Genomic DNA, 15,062 nt, shown 5'->3' on the forward strand with positions numbered 1-15,062 from the left:
GCCATATGAAATTATCTCGTATTAGCGCCATCAACTGGAACAAGATCCAGGACGACAAAGATCTGGAGGTATGGAACCGGCTGACCAGTAACTTCTGGCTGCCGGAAAAAATGCCGTTATCGAATGATATTCCGGCCTGGCAGACGCTGAGCGCCGCCGAACAGCAGCTCACCATTCGCGTGTTTACGGGACTTACGCTGCTCGACACTATCCAGAACATCGCAGGCGCGCCGTCGTTAATGGCAGATGCCATCACGCCGCATGAAGAGGCAGTGCTGTCGAACATCAGCTTTATGGAAGCGGTACACGCCCGCTCTTACAGTTCTATTTTTTCCACGCTGTGCCAGACGAAAGAGGTTGATGCCGCCTACGCCTGGAGCGAAGAAAACCCGCCGCTTCAGCGTAAGGCGCAGATTATTTTGGCTCATTACGTCAGCGATGAACCGCTAAAGAAAAAGATTGCCAGCGTCTTTTTAGAGTCTTTTCTGTTCTATTCCGGCTTCTGGCTGCCGATGTATTTCTCCAGCCGCGGTAAGCTCACGAACACTGCCGACCTGATTCGTTTAATCATTCGCGATGAAGCGGTTCACGGTTATTATATTGGCTATAAGTATCAGATAGCGCTACAAAAACTATCGGCAATCGAGCGTGAAGAGTTAAAGCTTTTCGCGCTGGATTTGTTGATGGAACTGTACGACAACGAAATCTGCTACACAGAAGCGTTATATGCGGAAACCGGCTGGGTTAACGACGTCAAAGCCTTCTTGTGCTACAACGCCAATAAAGCCTTAATGAACCTGGGTTATGAGGCGTTATTTCCGCCGGAGATGGCAGACGTGAATCCCGCAATCCTTGCCGCGCTCTCGCCGAATGCCGACGAAAACCATGATTTCTTTTCCGGCTCAGGTTCATCTTATGTGATGGGGAAAACAGTCGAAACCGAAGACGAAGACTGGAATTTTTAACCTTACGGGCATGGGAAATAACGTTACATTTCCCATGCCTTTATTTCAAGCAATAGGGAGTCAAATCGCGCAAATATTACAACATGTCCTACACTCAATACGAGTGACATTATTCACCTGGATTCCCCCAATTCAGGTGGATTTTTGCTGGTTGTTCCAAAAAATATCTCTTCCTCCCCATTCGCGTTCAGCCCTTATATCATGGGAAATCACAGCCAATAGCACCTCGCAATATTCATGCCAGAAGCAAATTCAGGGTTGTCTCAGATTCTGAGTATGTTAGGGTAGAAAAAGGTAACTATTTCTATCAGGTAACATATCGACATAAGTAAATAACAGGAATCATTCTATTGCATGGCAATTAAATTAGAAGTGAAGAATCTGTATAAAATATTTGGAGAGCATCCGCAGCGTGCCTTCAAATATATTGAAAAGGGACTATCGAAAGAGCAAATACTGGAAAAAACGGGGCTATCGCTTGGCGTTAAAGACGCCAGTCTGGCCATTGAAGAAGGCGAGATATTTGTCATCATGGGATTATCCGGTTCGGGTAAATCCACAATGGTACGCCTTCTCAATCGCCTGATTGAACCCACCCGCGGACAGGTACTGATCGACGGCGTTGATATTGCCAAAATATCAGACGCTGAGCTTCGCGAGGTGCGCAGGAAAAAGATTGCGATGGTCTTCCAGTCATTTGCGCTCATGCCGCATATGACCGTGCTGGATAATACGGCATTCGGTATGGAATTAGCGGGCATCGCGGCGCAAGAGCGTCGCGAAAAAGCGCTGGACGCCTTGCGTCAGGTGGGGCTTGAGAATTACGCTCACGCCTACCCGGATGAACTTTCCGGTGGGATGCGTCAGCGTGTTGGGCTTGCCCGCGCGCTGGCAATCAACCCTGATATCTTATTAATGGATGAAGCGTTTTCCGCCCTCGATCCATTAATTCGTACCGAAATGCAGGATGAGCTGGTGAAATTACAGGCGAAACATCAGCGCACCATTGTCTTTATTTCCCACGATCTTGATGAGGCTATGCGTATTGGCGACAGGATTGCCATTATGCAAAATGGCGAGGTCGTACAGGTTGGTACGCCGGATGAGATCCTGAATAATCCGGCAAATGATTATGTCCGCACGTTCTTCCGTGGCGTGGATATTAGTCAGGTCTTTAGCGCCAAAGATATTGCCCGTCGCAGCCCGGTCGGATTAATTCGTAAAACGCCAGGTTTCGGTCCCCGTTCGGCACTGAAATTATTACAGGACGAAGACCGTGAATATGGTTACGTCATTGAGCGTGGCAATAAATTCGTGGGCGTCGTGTCCATCGACTCATTAAAAGCGGCATTAAGCCAGGCGCAAGGGATTGAAGCGGCGCTTATCGACGACCCTTTAGTCGTTGATGCGCAAACCCCACTCAGCGAGTTGCTCTCTCACGTCGGTCAGGCGCCCTGCGCGGTGCCGGTTGTCGATGAAGAACACCAGTATGTTGGCATTATTTCAAAACGTATGTTGCTACAGGCTTTAGATCGCGAGGGGGGTAACAATGGCTGATCAAACGAATCCGTGGGATACCGCACAGGTGGCCGATACTACGACGCAAACGGCTGATGCCTGGGGAACACCGGCAGGCGTAGCCACGGACGGCGGCAGTACCGACTGGTTGAACAGCGCGCCCGCGCCAGCCCCTGAACACTTTTCTCTTCTGGACCCGTTCCATAAGACGCTTATCCCGCTGGATAGCTGGGTCACAGAGGGAATCGACTGGGTCGTCACCCATTTCCGTCCCCTTTTTCAGGGGATTCGTGTGCCGGTGGATTACATCCTCAACGGCTTTCAGCAACTGCTGCTGGGAATGCCCGCCCCTGTGGCGATTATTCTCTTTGCGCTGATTGCCTGGCAGGTTTCCGGCGTGGGCATGGGGATCGCAACGCTGATATCGCTGATCGCCATCGGCGCGATCGGCGCCTGGTCGCAGGCGATGATTACCCTGGCGCTGGTATTGACCGCCCTGTTGTTCTGCGTCGTGATCGGATTACCGATGGGAATCTGGCTGGCGCGCAGCCCGCGCGCAGCCAAAATAGTTCGTCCGCTGCTGGATGCGATGCAGACCACGCCCGCGTTTGTCTATCTGGTGCCGATTGTCATGTTATTCGGCATCGGTAACGTGCCGGGCGTGGTGGTGACGATTATTTTTGCTCTACCGCCGATTGTACGCCTGACGATCCTGGGCATTAACCAGGTGCCTGCCGACTTAATTGAAGCGTCGCGCTCGTTCGGCGCCAGCCCGCGCCAAATGTTGTTCAAAGTGCAACTACCGCTGGCGATGCCCACCATTATGGCAGGCGTTAATCAGACGCTGATGCTGGCTCTCTCGATGGTCGTCATCGCCTCGATGATTGCGGTCGGCGGACTTGGCCAGATGGTACTACGCGGCATTGGTCGTCTTGATATGGGGCTGGCAACCGTCGGCGGCGTCGGCATTGTGATTCTCGCCATCATTCTGGACCGTCTGACGCAGGCCGTCGGGCGCGACTCGCGTAGCCGCGGTAACCGTCGCTGGTATACCACCGGTCCTGTTGGGCTAATCACCCGCCCTTTCGTTAAGTAACTCTCCTGACGCCCGGTGACGCTGCGCTTACCGGGCTTACAACTCCCTACCATAATTAAAGGAACAACGATGCGACATACTGTGATATTTGCCTCAGCGTTTGCCACCCTTGTCACCGCCAGCGCTTTCGCTGCCGACCTGCCTGGCAAAGGCATTACCGTCCAACCAATCCAAAGCACGATTTCTGAAGAGTCCTTCCAGACGTTACTGGTCAGCCGGGCGCTGGAAAAGTTGGGTTATACCGTAAATAAGCCGAGTGAAGTCGATTACAACGTAGGCTATACCTCCATCGCCTCTGGCGATGCGACGTTTACCGCCGTGAACTGGCAGCCGCTGCATGATGATATGTATGCCGCAGCAGGCGGAGACAACAAGTTTTACCGCGAGGGCGTCTTCGTCTCCGGCGCTGCGCAGGGCTATCTGATCGATAAAAAAACCGCCGAGCAGTACAACATCACCAATATCGCTCAGCTAAAAGATCCGAAAATCGCCAAAATCTTCGATACCAATGGCGACGGCAAAGCGGACATGATGGGCTGCTCGCCGGGCTGGGGCTGCGAAGCCGTGATCAATCACCAGAATAAAGCGTTTGATCTGCAAAAAACCGTTGAGGTCAGCCACGGTAACTATGCGGCGATGATGGCTGATACCATTATCCGTTTTAAAGAAGGCAAGCCGGTGCTGTATTACACCTGGACCCCGTACTGGGTGAGCGACGTAATGAAGCCGGGTAAAGATGTCGTCTGGCTACAGGTGCCGTTCTCCTCTCTGCCGGGCGAACAGAAAAATATTGATACTAAACTGCCGAACGGCGCGAACTATGGGTTCCCGGTTAATACCATGCATATTGTCGCCAATAAGGCATGGGCGGAGAAAAACCCGGCGGCGGCGAAACTGTTCGCCATCATGAAGCTGCCGCTGGCGGATATCAACGCGCAGAACGCCATGATGCATGCCGGTAAATCGTCTGAAGCCGATGTTCAGGGTCACGTGGACGGCTGGATCAACGCCCACCAGCAGCAGTTTGACGGCTGGGTGAAAGAAGCGCTGGCCGCGCAGAAATAAGATCGTTTTTTATGCCGGATAAGGCGCAGTTCATGCGCTGCTATCCGGCCAACGCAATCTCTCCTCAAAGCGCACGATTCATCACGTCACCGTTCCCCTTTATTCATCAACATCCGCTATGATTGTTTTCCCAGGAAATAATTATCTGAATCACGATTACCATAATGACGAAACCCACTCATGAGCTTAGCCCGGCGCTGATCGTTTTAATGTCTGTGGCCACGGGTCTGGCGGTCGCCAGCAACTACTATGCCCAGCCGCTGCTTGATACCATCGCGCATCACTTTTCGCTTTCCGCCAGCTCCGCAGGGTTTATCGTTACCGCCGCGCAGTTGGGCTATGCCGCTGGCCTGTTGTTTCTGGTGCCGCTCGGCGACATGTTTGAACGCCGAACGCTGATTGTCTCCATGACGTTGCTGGCGGCTGGCGGAATGCTGATCACCGCCAGCAGTCAGTCGCTTAGCATGATGATACTCGGAACGGCCTTAACCGGACTGTTCTCCGTGGTAGCGCAGATTCTGGTTCCGCTGGCCGCCACGCTTGCGACGCCCGCCACCCGCGGTAAAGTGGTCGGCACTATTATGAGCGGCCTGTTGCTGGGGATCCTGCTGGCGCGAACGGTCGCCGGACTGCTGGCAAACCTCGGCGGTTGGCGCACCGTATTTTGGGTAGCGTCGGCGCTGATGGCGCTGATGGCCGTTGCGTTGTGGCGCGGACTGCCAAAGCTCAAATCCGACACCCATCTTAACTACCCGCAGCTGTTGGGTTCTGTATTCAGCCTGTTTATTCACGATAAGCTGCTGCGTACCCGCGCGCTGCTGGGCTGTCTGACCTTTGCTAATTTCAGCATCCTCTGGACGTCAATGGCCTTTTTGCTCGCCGCGCCGCCGTTTAGCTATTCCGAGGGGATGATTGGCCTGTTTGGCCTGGCGGGGGCCGCCGGCGCTTTAGGCGCGCGTCCGGCTGGCGGATTTGCCGATAAAGGTAAATCTCACCTCACCACCACGTTCGGCTTACTGCTGCTGTTACTCTCCTGGCTGGCGATCTGGCTTGGGCACACCTCGGTACTGGCGCTGATTATTGGCATTCTGGTACTGGACCTCACCGTTCAGGGGGTACATATCACCAATCAGACGGTCATCTATCGTTTGCATCCGGATGCGCGTAACCGGCTCACCGCCGGCTATATGACCAGCTACTTTATCGGTGGCGCCGCGGGGTCGCTGATTTCCGCCTCCGCCTGGCAACATGCCGGCTGGGCCGGCGTTTGTCTGGCGGGTGTCACGGTAGCCTTACTTAATTTACTGGTCTGGTGGCGAGGTTTTCACCGACAGGAAGCCGTAAATTAAGCGGATAGTGAGCGTTTACCTTTGTTTAAGCTCCTTAGGGTGTTAAGGAGCTCCCCAGTCTGTTAAGGTTATGCTATTCATTTATCATGGTTATTTTTATACCGGTGAAGAATAATATAATTCTATGGAAAGCCCTGCATCCCCATCTGCTCCCAGGCCAATAGCGCCCGTTCAAGGATTCGAAGGTCGTTCACCGATAGCTATCCGTGATATTCCGGTGGCTTTTGCATCGGGTTGTAAGGCCGTTTACCCGGCTTTCGCCCCTCCCGCTTATCGTTCTCTCCTGATTTTTTCATGCAGGCACTCACGCTTTTCTCGTCATTCCTGGATTTGCCGCAGGCGGCGCTTTACCGGGCCCAATGTTCCCGCTGGCGTCTCAGTCTGCGTATCATTGGTTGCTTTATAGCCTGAAAGAATGATTTTGTATTAATAATACATTTACTTTATTTGTCACTGTCGTTACTATATCGGCTGAAATTAATGAGGTCATGCCCAAATGGATAGTTCGTTTACGCCCATTGAACAAATGCTAAAATTTCGCGCCAGCCGTCACGAAGACTTTCCTTATCAGGAAATTCTTTTGACTCGTCTTTGTATGCACATGCAAGGCAAGCTCCTGGAAAACCGCAATAAGATGCTGAAGGCTCAAGGGATTAACGAGACGTTGTTTATGGCGTTGATTACGCTGGAGTCTCAGGAAAACCACAGTATTCAGCCGTCTGAATTAAGCTGCGCGCTGGGTTCATCTCGCACCAATGCGACACGCATTGCAGATGAGCTGGAAAAACGCGGCTGGATTGAGCGTCGTGAGAGCGATAACGACCGCCGTTGCCTGCATCTGCAATTAACGGAGAAAGGCCAGGCATTTTTGCAAGAAGTGCTTCCACCTCAGCATCATTGTCTGCATCAACTCTGGTCATCACTTAGCACTGCCGAAAAAGATCAACTTGAGCACATCACTCGTAAACTCCTGACGCGTCTTGATCAAATGGAGCAGGAAGGCACTGTTCTTGAGGCGCTGCGCTAAAGCGCCGACCCGCTCAAAAATCCAGATTAATAACAGGAAAGCGGACAGGCCGGCACGCGTTACTGCTGGCCTTTCTGACAACAGGTCGGCTCAGCCGATGTGAATAATAAGATCGTGGAGAACAACATGAGCGCAAATGCGGAGATCCAAACCCCGCAGCAACCGGCTAAGAAGAAAGGCAAACGCAAAACAGCGCTGCTACTTCTTACCTTGCTCTTTGTTATTATTGCCGTGGCATATGGAATTTATTGGTTTTTAGTATTGCGTCATATTGAAGAGACAGATGATGCTTACGTGGCAGGGAACCAGGTTCAAATCATGGCGCAGGTGTCAGGCAGCGTGACGAAAGTCTGGGCTGATAACACCGACTTTGTAAAAGAGGGCGATGTTCTGGTCACGCTCGATCAGACGGACGCCAAACAAGCGTTTGAAAAAGCCAAAACGGCGCTGGCCTCTAGCGTGCGCCAGACGCACCAGTTGATGATTAACAGCAAGCAGTTGCAGGCGAATATCGACGTGCAAAAAACCGCCCTGGCGCAAGCGCAAAGCGACCTTAACCGTCGTGTGCCGCTGGGTAACGCCAATCTTATTGGCCGTGAAGAGCTGCAACACGCCCGCGATGCCGTCGCCAGCGCGCAGGCACAGCTGGATGTCGCCATTCAACAGTACAATGCCAACCAGGCAATGATACTCAACAGTAAACTGGAAGATCAGCCTGCGGTTCAACAAACGGCGACCGAAGTGCGTAACGCCTGGCTGGCGCTGGAGCGTACCCGCATCGTCAGCCCAATGACCGGTTATGTCTCCCGCCGCGCCGTCCAGCCTGGCGCGCAGATCAGCCCCACCACGCCGCTGATGGCCGTGGTGCCTGCAACCGATCTGTGGGTGGACGCTAACTTTAAAGAGACTCAATTAGCGAATATGCGCATTGGGCAGCCAGTGACGGTGATTACTGATATTTATGGCGACGACGTAAAATACACCGGTAAAGTCGTCGGTCTGGATATGGGAACAGGCAGCGCCTTCTCCCTGCTGCCCGCGCAAAATGCGACGGGTAACTGGATTAAAGTGGTTCAACGTCTGCCGGTACGCGTCGAACTGGACGCCCGCCAGTTAGAACAACATCCGCTGCGTATTGGTTTATCGACGCTGGTCACCGTGGATACCGCTAATCGCGACGGTCAGGTACTGGCCAGCCAGGTACGAACGACGCCGGTTGCCGAAAGTAACGCACGCGAAATTAATCTCGCGCCGGTCAATAAACTGATCGACGACATCGTACAGGCTAACGCGGGTTAATCCTGAGGTGCGTGTGATGCAACAGCAAAAACCGCTGGAGGGCGCGCAGCTCGTCATCATGACGATCGCGCTGTCGCTGGCGACATTCATGCAGGTGCTGGACTCCACCATTGCCAACGTAGCGATTCCGACCATCGCCGGGAACCTGGGTTCTTCCCTAAGCCAGGGGACATGGGTTATCACCTCTTTCGGGGTGGCGAACGCTATCTCGATTCCCTTAACCGGCTGGCTGGCGAAACGTTTTGGCGAAGTCAAACTGTTCATGTGGTCGACGGTCGCCTTTGCCGCGGCCTCCTGGGCCTGTGGCGTATCCAGCAGCCTGAATATGCTGATCTTCTTCCGCGTGGTGCAGGGCGTGGTCGCCGGGCCGCTGATTCCGCTCTCGCAAAGCCTGTTGCTGAATAACTATCCGCCTGCAAAGCGCTCCATTGCGCTGGCGCTCTGGTCAATGACCGTCATTGTCGCGCCGATTTGCGGCCCGATTCTGGGGGGCTACATCAGTGATAATTACCACTGGGGATGGATTTTCTTCATCAACGTGCCGATTGGCATCGCCGTCGTCCTGATGACGTTACACACGCTGCGCGGACGTGAAACGCATACCGAACGGCGACGTATTGACGCCGTCGGGCTGGCGCTACTGGTGATTGGCATCGGCAGCCTGCAAATTATGCTCGATCGCGGTAAAGAGCTGGACTGGTTCTCCTCACAGGAAATTATCATCCTGACCGTGGTCGCCGTCATCGCCATCAGTTTCCTGATCGTCTGGGAACTGACCGACGATCACCCTATCGTCGATCTTTCTCTTTTTAAATCGCGTAACTTCACTATTGGCTGCTTGTGCATCAGCCTTGCCTATATGCTCTATTTCGGCGCCATTGTTCTACTGCCGCAGCTTTTGCAAGAGGTGTACGGCTATACCGCAACGTGGGCAGGTCTGGCGTCGGCGCCAGTCGGCATTATTCCGGTAATTTTGTCGCCGATTATCGGACGCTTCGCGCATAAACTGGATATGCGCAGGCTGGTCACGTTCAGCTTCATTATGTACGCCGTCTGTTTTTACTGGCGCGCCTGGACGTTCGAACCGGGTATGGATTTCGGCGCTTCCGCATGGCCGCAGTTTATTCAGGGATTTGCCGTCGCCTGCTTCTTTATGCCGCTGACCACCATTACACTCTCCGGGTTACCGTCCGAACGGCTGGCGGCGGCATCAAGCCTGTCGAACTTCACGCGAACGCTGGCGGGCTCCATCGGCACCTCGATTACCACCACTATGTGGACCGATCGTGAGTCGCTACACCATGCGCAGCTCACCGAGTCGATTACGGCGTATAATCCAAACGCTCAGGCTATGTACGATAAACTGGAAGGCTTAGGGATGACGCACCAACAGGCGTCAGGCTGGATAGCTCAGCAAATCACGAATCAGGGGCTGATTATTTCCGCCAACGAAATCTTCTGGATGTCGGCGGGGATCTTCCTGGTGCTGCTCGGCCTGGTGTGGTTCGCCAAACCGCCCTTCGGTGCGGGCGGCGGCGGTGGCGGCGCGCACTAACTATCTGATAAAAGGGATCTGCGGATCCCTTTTTTAGTAAACCAACAATCAGAAGAAATATTTGAATCTCAGACGCCCGCCGTAACGCGCATCTTCACTGTTATCGCCATTATTCGGATTGGCCTCTACCCATGAAGCATAGGCACCGAGGTAGATGTTAAAGTTTTTCATATCCATCACGTTGGGGAATAAATATGAGGCATGAATAGTGTGAATGTCATAATTGCCGGGATCGGTGACCCAGCAATCGTCCTCACAAACGGCATCGATATTGGTAGCATTAAAGGCTTCGATTTTGTTATGCGCATAGATATAACCCAGTTCAAATCGATGCCACAGCGCATTCACCCCAGCGGTAAAATCTGTCTCATCGGTCGCATCCATATAAGCGGTATTCAGGTTAATCACCGCGCCATCTTCCGGGTCAGTTTTTTGACCATTCCAGGTCATGGTAAAACCATAGCCCGTACGATCTGACTGATCGATCCACTTCCCATTCTCATAATAGCCATAGGCGTTGTTAACGACGTTACTTTCCATCGCTATCGCCGTTGAAAAACGCCCGTTTTGCCAGGCGATAACCGGACGGACGTAAGCCACATTTTTATCGTTGCTCAAATCCATTCCGTGGTACTGCTTCTCGGTATATAACGTACTGCCATTTTCCAGCAATGTGTTAACTTCGAAATACCAGTTGTCGATGGTTTTACTCAGCAGGAAGTTACCCCCACTGTCGCTACGTCCCCGTCCTTCTTTCATCATATAGATATAGCCGTAACCGTCACTGTAAAGATCGTTCGCTGTATTCCCCGAATATTCAATAAACGTATCCTGATTCAGTGGGAACATATCGTAGGCTTCAAAACGACCAACCTTAATTTTCCAGTCATTCTCACGACCAAAGAAGAAAACGGCATCATCAAGGTTCATTTTTCCGGTCAGGTCCGCCAGAGGCTGTACAGAGAATCCGGCAAAATTACCGTTGTCCAGCCGCTGGTAGCCATCAAAGCCCAGCAACAGGCGTCCGTTAATATCCCAGCGTTCATTGGTTCCTGATGCCCAATCTTTATTCGCTGACGTTCTCATCGAGGTCAGGCTACCGGAACGGCTTGCCGCATCCATATTAAATTCGACATCGCCATAGAACTTAATATCGCTGAATCCGGATAAGGTCAGCTTCGGCGGCGTTTTATCTGCTGCAATGGGCTCGGCGGACTGGACATTCACCGTCGGCGTAGCGGCGACCTGCTGCTGTTTCAGCGAGCGAATTTGCGCCTCGGCATCGGATGCCCGTTTTTCAGCATTAACAACACGTTGCTCCAGTTCAGCCAGACGCTGCTCAATAGTGATATTATTCGCTGCCCAAAGGTTATGAGAAAAGCAAGCACCTATCATCAGCGCCAAATATTTAGCCTTCATTTTTTATCCCTTAAGTTTGATGTATACCAGATAAGATTTGCTAAAAACCCCATCGACCGGCTATTAGTAGAGTCTTGTTATTACCTGGATATCTGGCGCATTCCATTATGTTTTTCTATTAATTATTTATGATTTTTAGTTTATGTGATCAATACACTCTGGCATCGTGAGTTATCCGCCTTTTCTGTTTACCAGATCACATTTTATTATTTAACAGGCCAGGCATTACTTAATTTAAAATGTATTCTTGCCGCAAATATAATAAATACAAATTATATTAAGCAATAAAAAACCCCGGTCATAAACCGGGGTTAATTTAAATACTGGAACCGCTCACCAATAAGACTAAATATGCAATTCCTGCAGTTTTTCTTTCGGCAGCGCCAGCTCTTTATTGCTGTTCACGCGCACATCACGCTCCAGAATATGACGGGCAATGTCCTGCGCTTCACTGAGCGAGTGCATCTGATACGTACCGCACTGGTAAACGTTCAGCTCCGGGATCTGGTTTTGATCCTGCACTTTCAGCACATCCGCCATCGCCGCTTTCCAGGCGTCGGCAACACGCTGCTCGTCCGGCGTGCCAATCAGGCTCATGTAAAAACCGGTGCGGCAGCCCATCGGCGAGATATCGATAATCTCAACGCCGTTACCGTTGAGGTGGTCGCGCATAAAGCCAGCAAACAGATGCTCAAGCGTATGAATCCCTTTTTCCGGCATCACTTCTTTGTTCGGAATGCAAAAACGCAGATCAAACACGGTGATTGCGTCGCCATGCGGGGTGTTCATCGTTTTTGCAACCCGGACCGCCGGCGCTTGCATCCGGGTATGATCGACTGCGAAGCTATCTAATAATGGCATTTAGTCACCTCCGATAATTTTTTAAAAATAAACTGAACTCTTTGTTCCGGGGCGAGTCTGAGTATATGAAAGACGCGCATTTGTTATCATCATCCCTGTTTTCAGCGATGAAATTTTGGCCACTCCGTGAGTGGCCTTTTTCTTTTGGGTCAGGCGTGTTTTGCAAGCCACGCGGCAAACGGCTCGGTATCCGCCGCCTCAATCTCCTGCTGACGACGTACTGAAGCGTCACGTTCAGCAATAAACTCTTCTTCCTGTAAAATCTCCAGCGGCTCTTCGCGTAACAGATTACGGTAAGCCTCACCGAACGCTTTCCCGGTGCCGCCAATGCCTTCATCAATCATAGACCGTAGGATCCGGGCGGAGAATGTCAGTTCAGGATTATCAAAGCAGGCGACCAATTCGTCACATACCTTTTGATACTCCTCTCCCCCGTGGATACTGTCCAGCGTTTGCGCCACGCGTTTCAGATCGCGGAAGAGATCTTTCCCGACTTTGGGCAGCGGGAACTGCGCAGTTTCACAGCCAATGCCTAACGTCAGGCCCGGCTTACGCCCTTCCAGAATAACGCGATTCCAGTTAGTACGCGTACATAACAGCTCATCGCTACTCATTTCCGGCGCATCGGCCAATACGCACCAGACCATAAACAGATCGAGGAAGCGCACCTGTTGCTCGTCTACGCCGATCGGTGAGAACGGATTAATATCGAGAGAACGAACTTCAATATACTCAATACCGCCACGCAGAAGCGCGTCAGAAGGCGATTCGCCGCTGCGCGTCACGCGCTTGGGACGAATGGGCGCGTACAGCTCATTTTCAATTTGCAGAACGTTGCTGTTAATCTGTAGCCGCTTACCGTCTTTTTCCACACCAATCCGTGCGTACTCCTCGGAAGGGGTTTTAATCGCGCGCTTCAGACCTGCAACGTATTCATGCAAATCGTTAAACGTAATTCCGAGATTGCTTTGCGACTTATTGGTATAGCCCAAATCACTCAAACGCAGCGACGTCGCATATGGCAGGTAGTACATGCCGCAGTCCGTTTTTTCAAACGGTAATGTGGTTGGCTTTCCTTGCAGGAAAGAGGAACAAATGGCCGGAGACGCGCCAAACAGATAGGGGATGACCCAGCCAAAACGGTAATAGTTGCGAATCAGACGAAAATAGCCGGCAGAAATTTTTTCTTTTGCCGCTTCGCCTTCCGTAACGCCGCATTTCGCCTGCCAGAACGCCATCGGTAATGAAAAATTGTAATGTACGCCGGAGATGGTTTGCATCAAGGCGCCATAACGATTTTTCAGCCCTTCGCGATAGAGCGTCTTAAAGCGCCCGGTATTGGATGTGCCGTACTGCGCCAGCTCTATGTCCTGCCCTTCCGCAATATAGCAGGGCATACTTAATGGCCACATCCGCTCATCGCCCAGTTTCCTGGCCGTATACCGATGGAGATCGCGCATAAAAGTGAGCATATGCTGGATATCGCCATCGACTGGCGTAATAAACTCCAGTAGGGCTTCCGCAAAATCCGTGGTAATCCATTTATGGGTCAGCGCTGAACCTAACGCTTCAGGATGACCTGTTGTCGCCAGCGTGCCATCAGCATTGACACGCAGCGTTTCGCGCTCTAACCCGCGCTGTATCCCCTTTAACGCCTGAGGATGTTTTTCCAGCCAGGCCAGAGCCTGTGATACGTCCGGGATCAAATTGACCTCCCGCCTGTCCAAATCGTTTTAATAAGCATAACTGTAATGGCGGCCATACATGCCAAACCTACAATTATTACCACCACATCATGCCCTGAACCGTCGCCGCTGCGAGCGCAACATAGCGCAGCGCCTTACCAAGACACAAAAAAAAGATCGTCCGCCCCCACGGGATGCGCATCCATCCCGCTAACAGGCACAACAAATCACCGATGACCGGCATCCAGCTTAATAATAGTGTGGCTGCGCCATAACGCTTTAGCCAGCCAGTCGCTTTTTCCTGCCAGCGCGACGTTTTGCGCAGCGGAAAGAAACGCCCAAGAATAACGTTAGTTACCCCTCCAAGGCTATTACCCATTGTTGCTGTTAAGACTAAGACCCAGGGATGGCTGACGCCGGAGACCAGCATAGCAACCAAAACCACCTCAGAATTACCGGGTAACAGCGTCGCGCTGAGAAAACTACTGGCAAACAGAGACAGGAGCGACAGTCCGTCACTCACAATAGTCGGACATCCACGGCATCCATTCCCGCCGCCCGCGCCGCCTGTAAACCAAAATCGGCATCTTCAAATACCACGCACTGCGTCGGCATGACGCCCATCCGCTGGGCGCACAGTAGGAAGGTGTCAGGCGCAGGTTTGTGATGCTGTACGTGATCTGCCGCCACAACCGCATCAAAATAACGACGCAGCCCCAGATGCGCTAACAAGGCTTCCGCGATAGCGCTTTCGCTACCGGTACCGACCGACATGGGACGCCGCCCATGCCACGCTTTGACCACCTCAACCAGCGGCAGCGGTTCTACGCAGTCCAGCAGGATGCTTTTTACCGCGTCGGTTTTCTCACGCGCCAGTGACAGGGGATCAAGATCGGCATGGTTAAGCTCAATGATTGACTGGGCGATAAGCCAGGTTGGCGAACCGTTAAGCGCGACCATTGCCTGTTCATCAAAACGAAGACCATAGCGCCCCAAAACCTCACGCCACGCTTTGCGATGCGTGGGTTCGGTATCCAGGAGAGTACCGTCCATATCAAAAATCAAACCAGCATAACGTGCGTACATCGTGTTCTCGCAAACCGAATAACCAGACAGTACTTTATCGCAATTGGTTGATTTTGTCGCTAATAGAGATGAAGAGGTGTGTTCAGGATAAGGGGAAAAGCGATTGCAGGGCAGTGACGTATCCGGGAGGATTATTC

At 52.2% G+C, this 15,062-nt stretch carries 13 protein-coding genes; 8 read left to right on the forward strand and 5 right to left on the reverse strand.

Annotated elements, in window-relative coordinates; all coding sequences use genetic code 11:
- The first annotated feature begins 5 nt into the window (after window positions 1-5).
- From nrdF to emrB, 8 genes are all read left to right on the forward strand, one after another.
- The gene (gene nrdF, locus ACH0VJ_RS08900) at window positions 6-965 is read left to right on the forward strand and encodes a class 1b ribonucleoside-diphosphate reductase subunit beta (RefSeq protein ID WP_000777891.1); all 960 of its coding nucleotides are present in this window, start codon (window positions 6-8) and stop codon (window positions 963-965) included.
- Window positions 966-1,319: 354 nt separating this feature from the next.
- The gene (gene proV, locus ACH0VJ_RS08905) at window positions 1,320-2,522 is read left to right on the forward strand and encodes a glycine betaine/L-proline ABC transporter ATP-binding protein ProV (RefSeq protein WP_000985529.1); all 1,203 of its coding nucleotides are present in this window, start codon (window positions 1,320-1,322) and stop codon (window positions 2,520-2,522) included.
- Window positions 2,515-3,579 (forward strand): glycine betaine/L-proline ABC transporter permease ProW, encoded by a 1,065-nt coding sequence (proW, locus tag ACH0VJ_RS08910; RefSeq protein WP_000775022.1) that lies wholly within the window; start codon window positions 2,515-2,517, stop codon window positions 3,577-3,579. Before proV ends, proW begins: the two co-directional genes overlap by 8 nt.
- A 69-nt stretch (window positions 3,580-3,648) precedes the next feature.
- On the forward strand, window positions 3,649-4,644 hold the full coding sequence (gene proX, locus ACH0VJ_RS08915; protein WP_001216617.1) for a glycine betaine/L-proline ABC transporter substrate-binding protein ProX: 996 nt from the start codon (window positions 3,649-3,651) through the stop codon (window positions 4,642-4,644).
- 164 nt (window positions 4,645-4,808) lie between these two features.
- Complete coding sequence (locus ACH0VJ_RS08920) at window positions 4,809-5,993, forward strand: MFS transporter (protein ID WP_000165758.1); 1,185 nt, start codon at window positions 4,809-4,811, stop codon at window positions 5,991-5,993.
- 496 nt (window positions 5,994-6,489) lie between these two features.
- A complete protein-coding gene (mprA, locus tag ACH0VJ_RS08925) occupies window positions 6,490-7,020 on the forward strand; it encodes a transcriptional repressor MprA (RefSeq protein ID WP_000378431.1) in 531 nt (176 codons plus the stop codon).
- A 126-nt stretch (window positions 7,021-7,146) separates the two neighbouring features.
- On the forward strand, window positions 7,147-8,319 hold the full coding sequence (gene emrA, locus ACH0VJ_RS08930; protein WP_001275601.1) for a multidrug efflux MFS transporter periplasmic adaptor subunit EmrA: 1,173 nt from the start codon (window positions 7,147-7,149) through the stop codon (window positions 8,317-8,319).
- Window positions 8,320-8,335: 16 nt separating this feature from the next.
- Window positions 8,336-9,874: a multidrug efflux MFS transporter permease subunit EmrB gene (emrB, locus tag ACH0VJ_RS08935; RefSeq protein ID WP_001187301.1), complete on the forward strand. Its 1,539-nt coding sequence runs from the start codon at window positions 8,336-8,338 to the stop codon at window positions 9,872-9,874.
- Between the two features lie 48 nt (window positions 9,875-9,922).
- On the opposite strand, the gene ACH0VJ_RS08940 is transcribed toward emrB, so the two are convergent.
- The 5 genes from ACH0VJ_RS08940 to yqaB form a co-directional block, all read right to left on the reverse strand.
- Window positions 9,923-11,293 carry a carbohydrate porin gene (locus ACH0VJ_RS08940; protein WP_000645134.1) on the reverse strand — a complete coding sequence of 457 codons (1,371 nt, stop codon included), beginning with the start codon at window positions 11,291-11,293 and terminating at the stop codon, window positions 9,923-9,925.
- Window positions 11,294-11,638: 345 nt separating this feature from the next.
- Window positions 11,639-12,154, reverse strand: a complete 516-nt coding sequence (gene luxS, locus ACH0VJ_RS08945; protein ID WP_001130194.1) for an S-ribosylhomocysteine lyase — start codon at window positions 12,152-12,154, stop codon at window positions 11,639-11,641.
- A gap of 149 nt (window positions 12,155-12,303) precedes the next feature.
- Window positions 12,304-13,860, reverse strand: a complete 1,557-nt coding sequence (gene gshA / locus ACH0VJ_RS08950; RefSeq protein WP_000611821.1) for a glutamate--cysteine ligase — start codon at window positions 13,858-13,860, stop codon at window positions 12,304-12,306.
- 76 nt (window positions 13,861-13,936) lie between these two features.
- The gene (locus ACH0VJ_RS08955; protein ID WP_001279499.1) at window positions 13,937-14,362 is read right to left on the reverse strand and encodes a YqaA family protein; all 426 of its coding nucleotides are present in this window, start codon (window positions 14,360-14,362) and stop codon (window positions 13,937-13,939) included.
- Entirely contained in the window at window positions 14,359-14,925 is a 567-nt protein-coding gene (gene yqaB, locus ACH0VJ_RS08960) for a fructose-1-phosphate/6-phosphogluconate phosphatase (protein WP_000271296.1), read from the reverse strand. Before yqaB ends, ACH0VJ_RS08955 begins: the two co-directional genes overlap by 4 nt.
- Between the last annotated feature and the right edge of the window lie 137 nt (window positions 14,926-15,062).

This window comes from Salmonella sp. 2020_1459, assembly GCF_043847915.1.
In the GTDB taxonomy this organism is placed as follows: domain Bacteria; phylum Pseudomonadota; class Gammaproteobacteria; order Enterobacterales; family Enterobacteriaceae; genus Salmonella; species Salmonella enterica.

Bases quoted from the DNA above. Each gene is read 5' to 3' on its own strand.
- nrdF (WP_000777891.1), top strand. From the start codon at position 6: ATGAAATTATCTCGTATTAGCGCCATCAACTGGAACAAGATCCAGGAC.
- proV (WP_000985529.1), top strand. From the start codon at position 1,320: ATGGCAATTAAATTAGAAGTGAAGAATCTGTATAAAATATTTGGAGAG.
- proW (WP_000775022.1), top strand. From the start codon at position 2,515: ATGGCTGATCAAACGAATCCGTGGGATACCGCACAGGTGGCCGATACT.
- proX (WP_001216617.1), top strand. From the start codon at position 3,649: ATGCGACATACTGTGATATTTGCCTCAGCGTTTGCCACCCTTGTCACC.
- ACH0VJ_RS08920 (WP_000165758.1), top strand. From the start codon at position 4,809: ATGACGAAACCCACTCATGAGCTTAGCCCGGCGCTGATCGTTTTAATG.
- mprA (WP_000378431.1), top strand. From the start codon at position 6,490: ATGGATAGTTCGTTTACGCCCATTGAACAAATGCTAAAATTTCGCGCC.
- emrA (WP_001275601.1), top strand. From the start codon at position 7,147: ATGAGCGCAAATGCGGAGATCCAAACCCCGCAGCAACCGGCTAAGAAG.
- emrB (WP_001187301.1), top strand. From the start codon at position 8,336: ATGCAACAGCAAAAACCGCTGGAGGGCGCGCAGCTCGTCATCATGACG.
- ACH0VJ_RS08940 (WP_000645134.1), bottom strand. From the start codon at position 11,293: ATGAAGGCTAAATATTTGGCGCTGATGATAGGTGCTTGCTTTTCTCAT.
- luxS (WP_001130194.1), bottom strand. From the start codon at position 12,154: ATGCCATTATTAGATAGCTTCGCAGTCGATCATACCCGGATGCAAGCG.
- yqaB (WP_000271296.1), bottom strand. From the start codon at position 14,925: ATGTACGCACGTTATGCTGGTTTGATTTTTGATATGGACGGTACTCTC.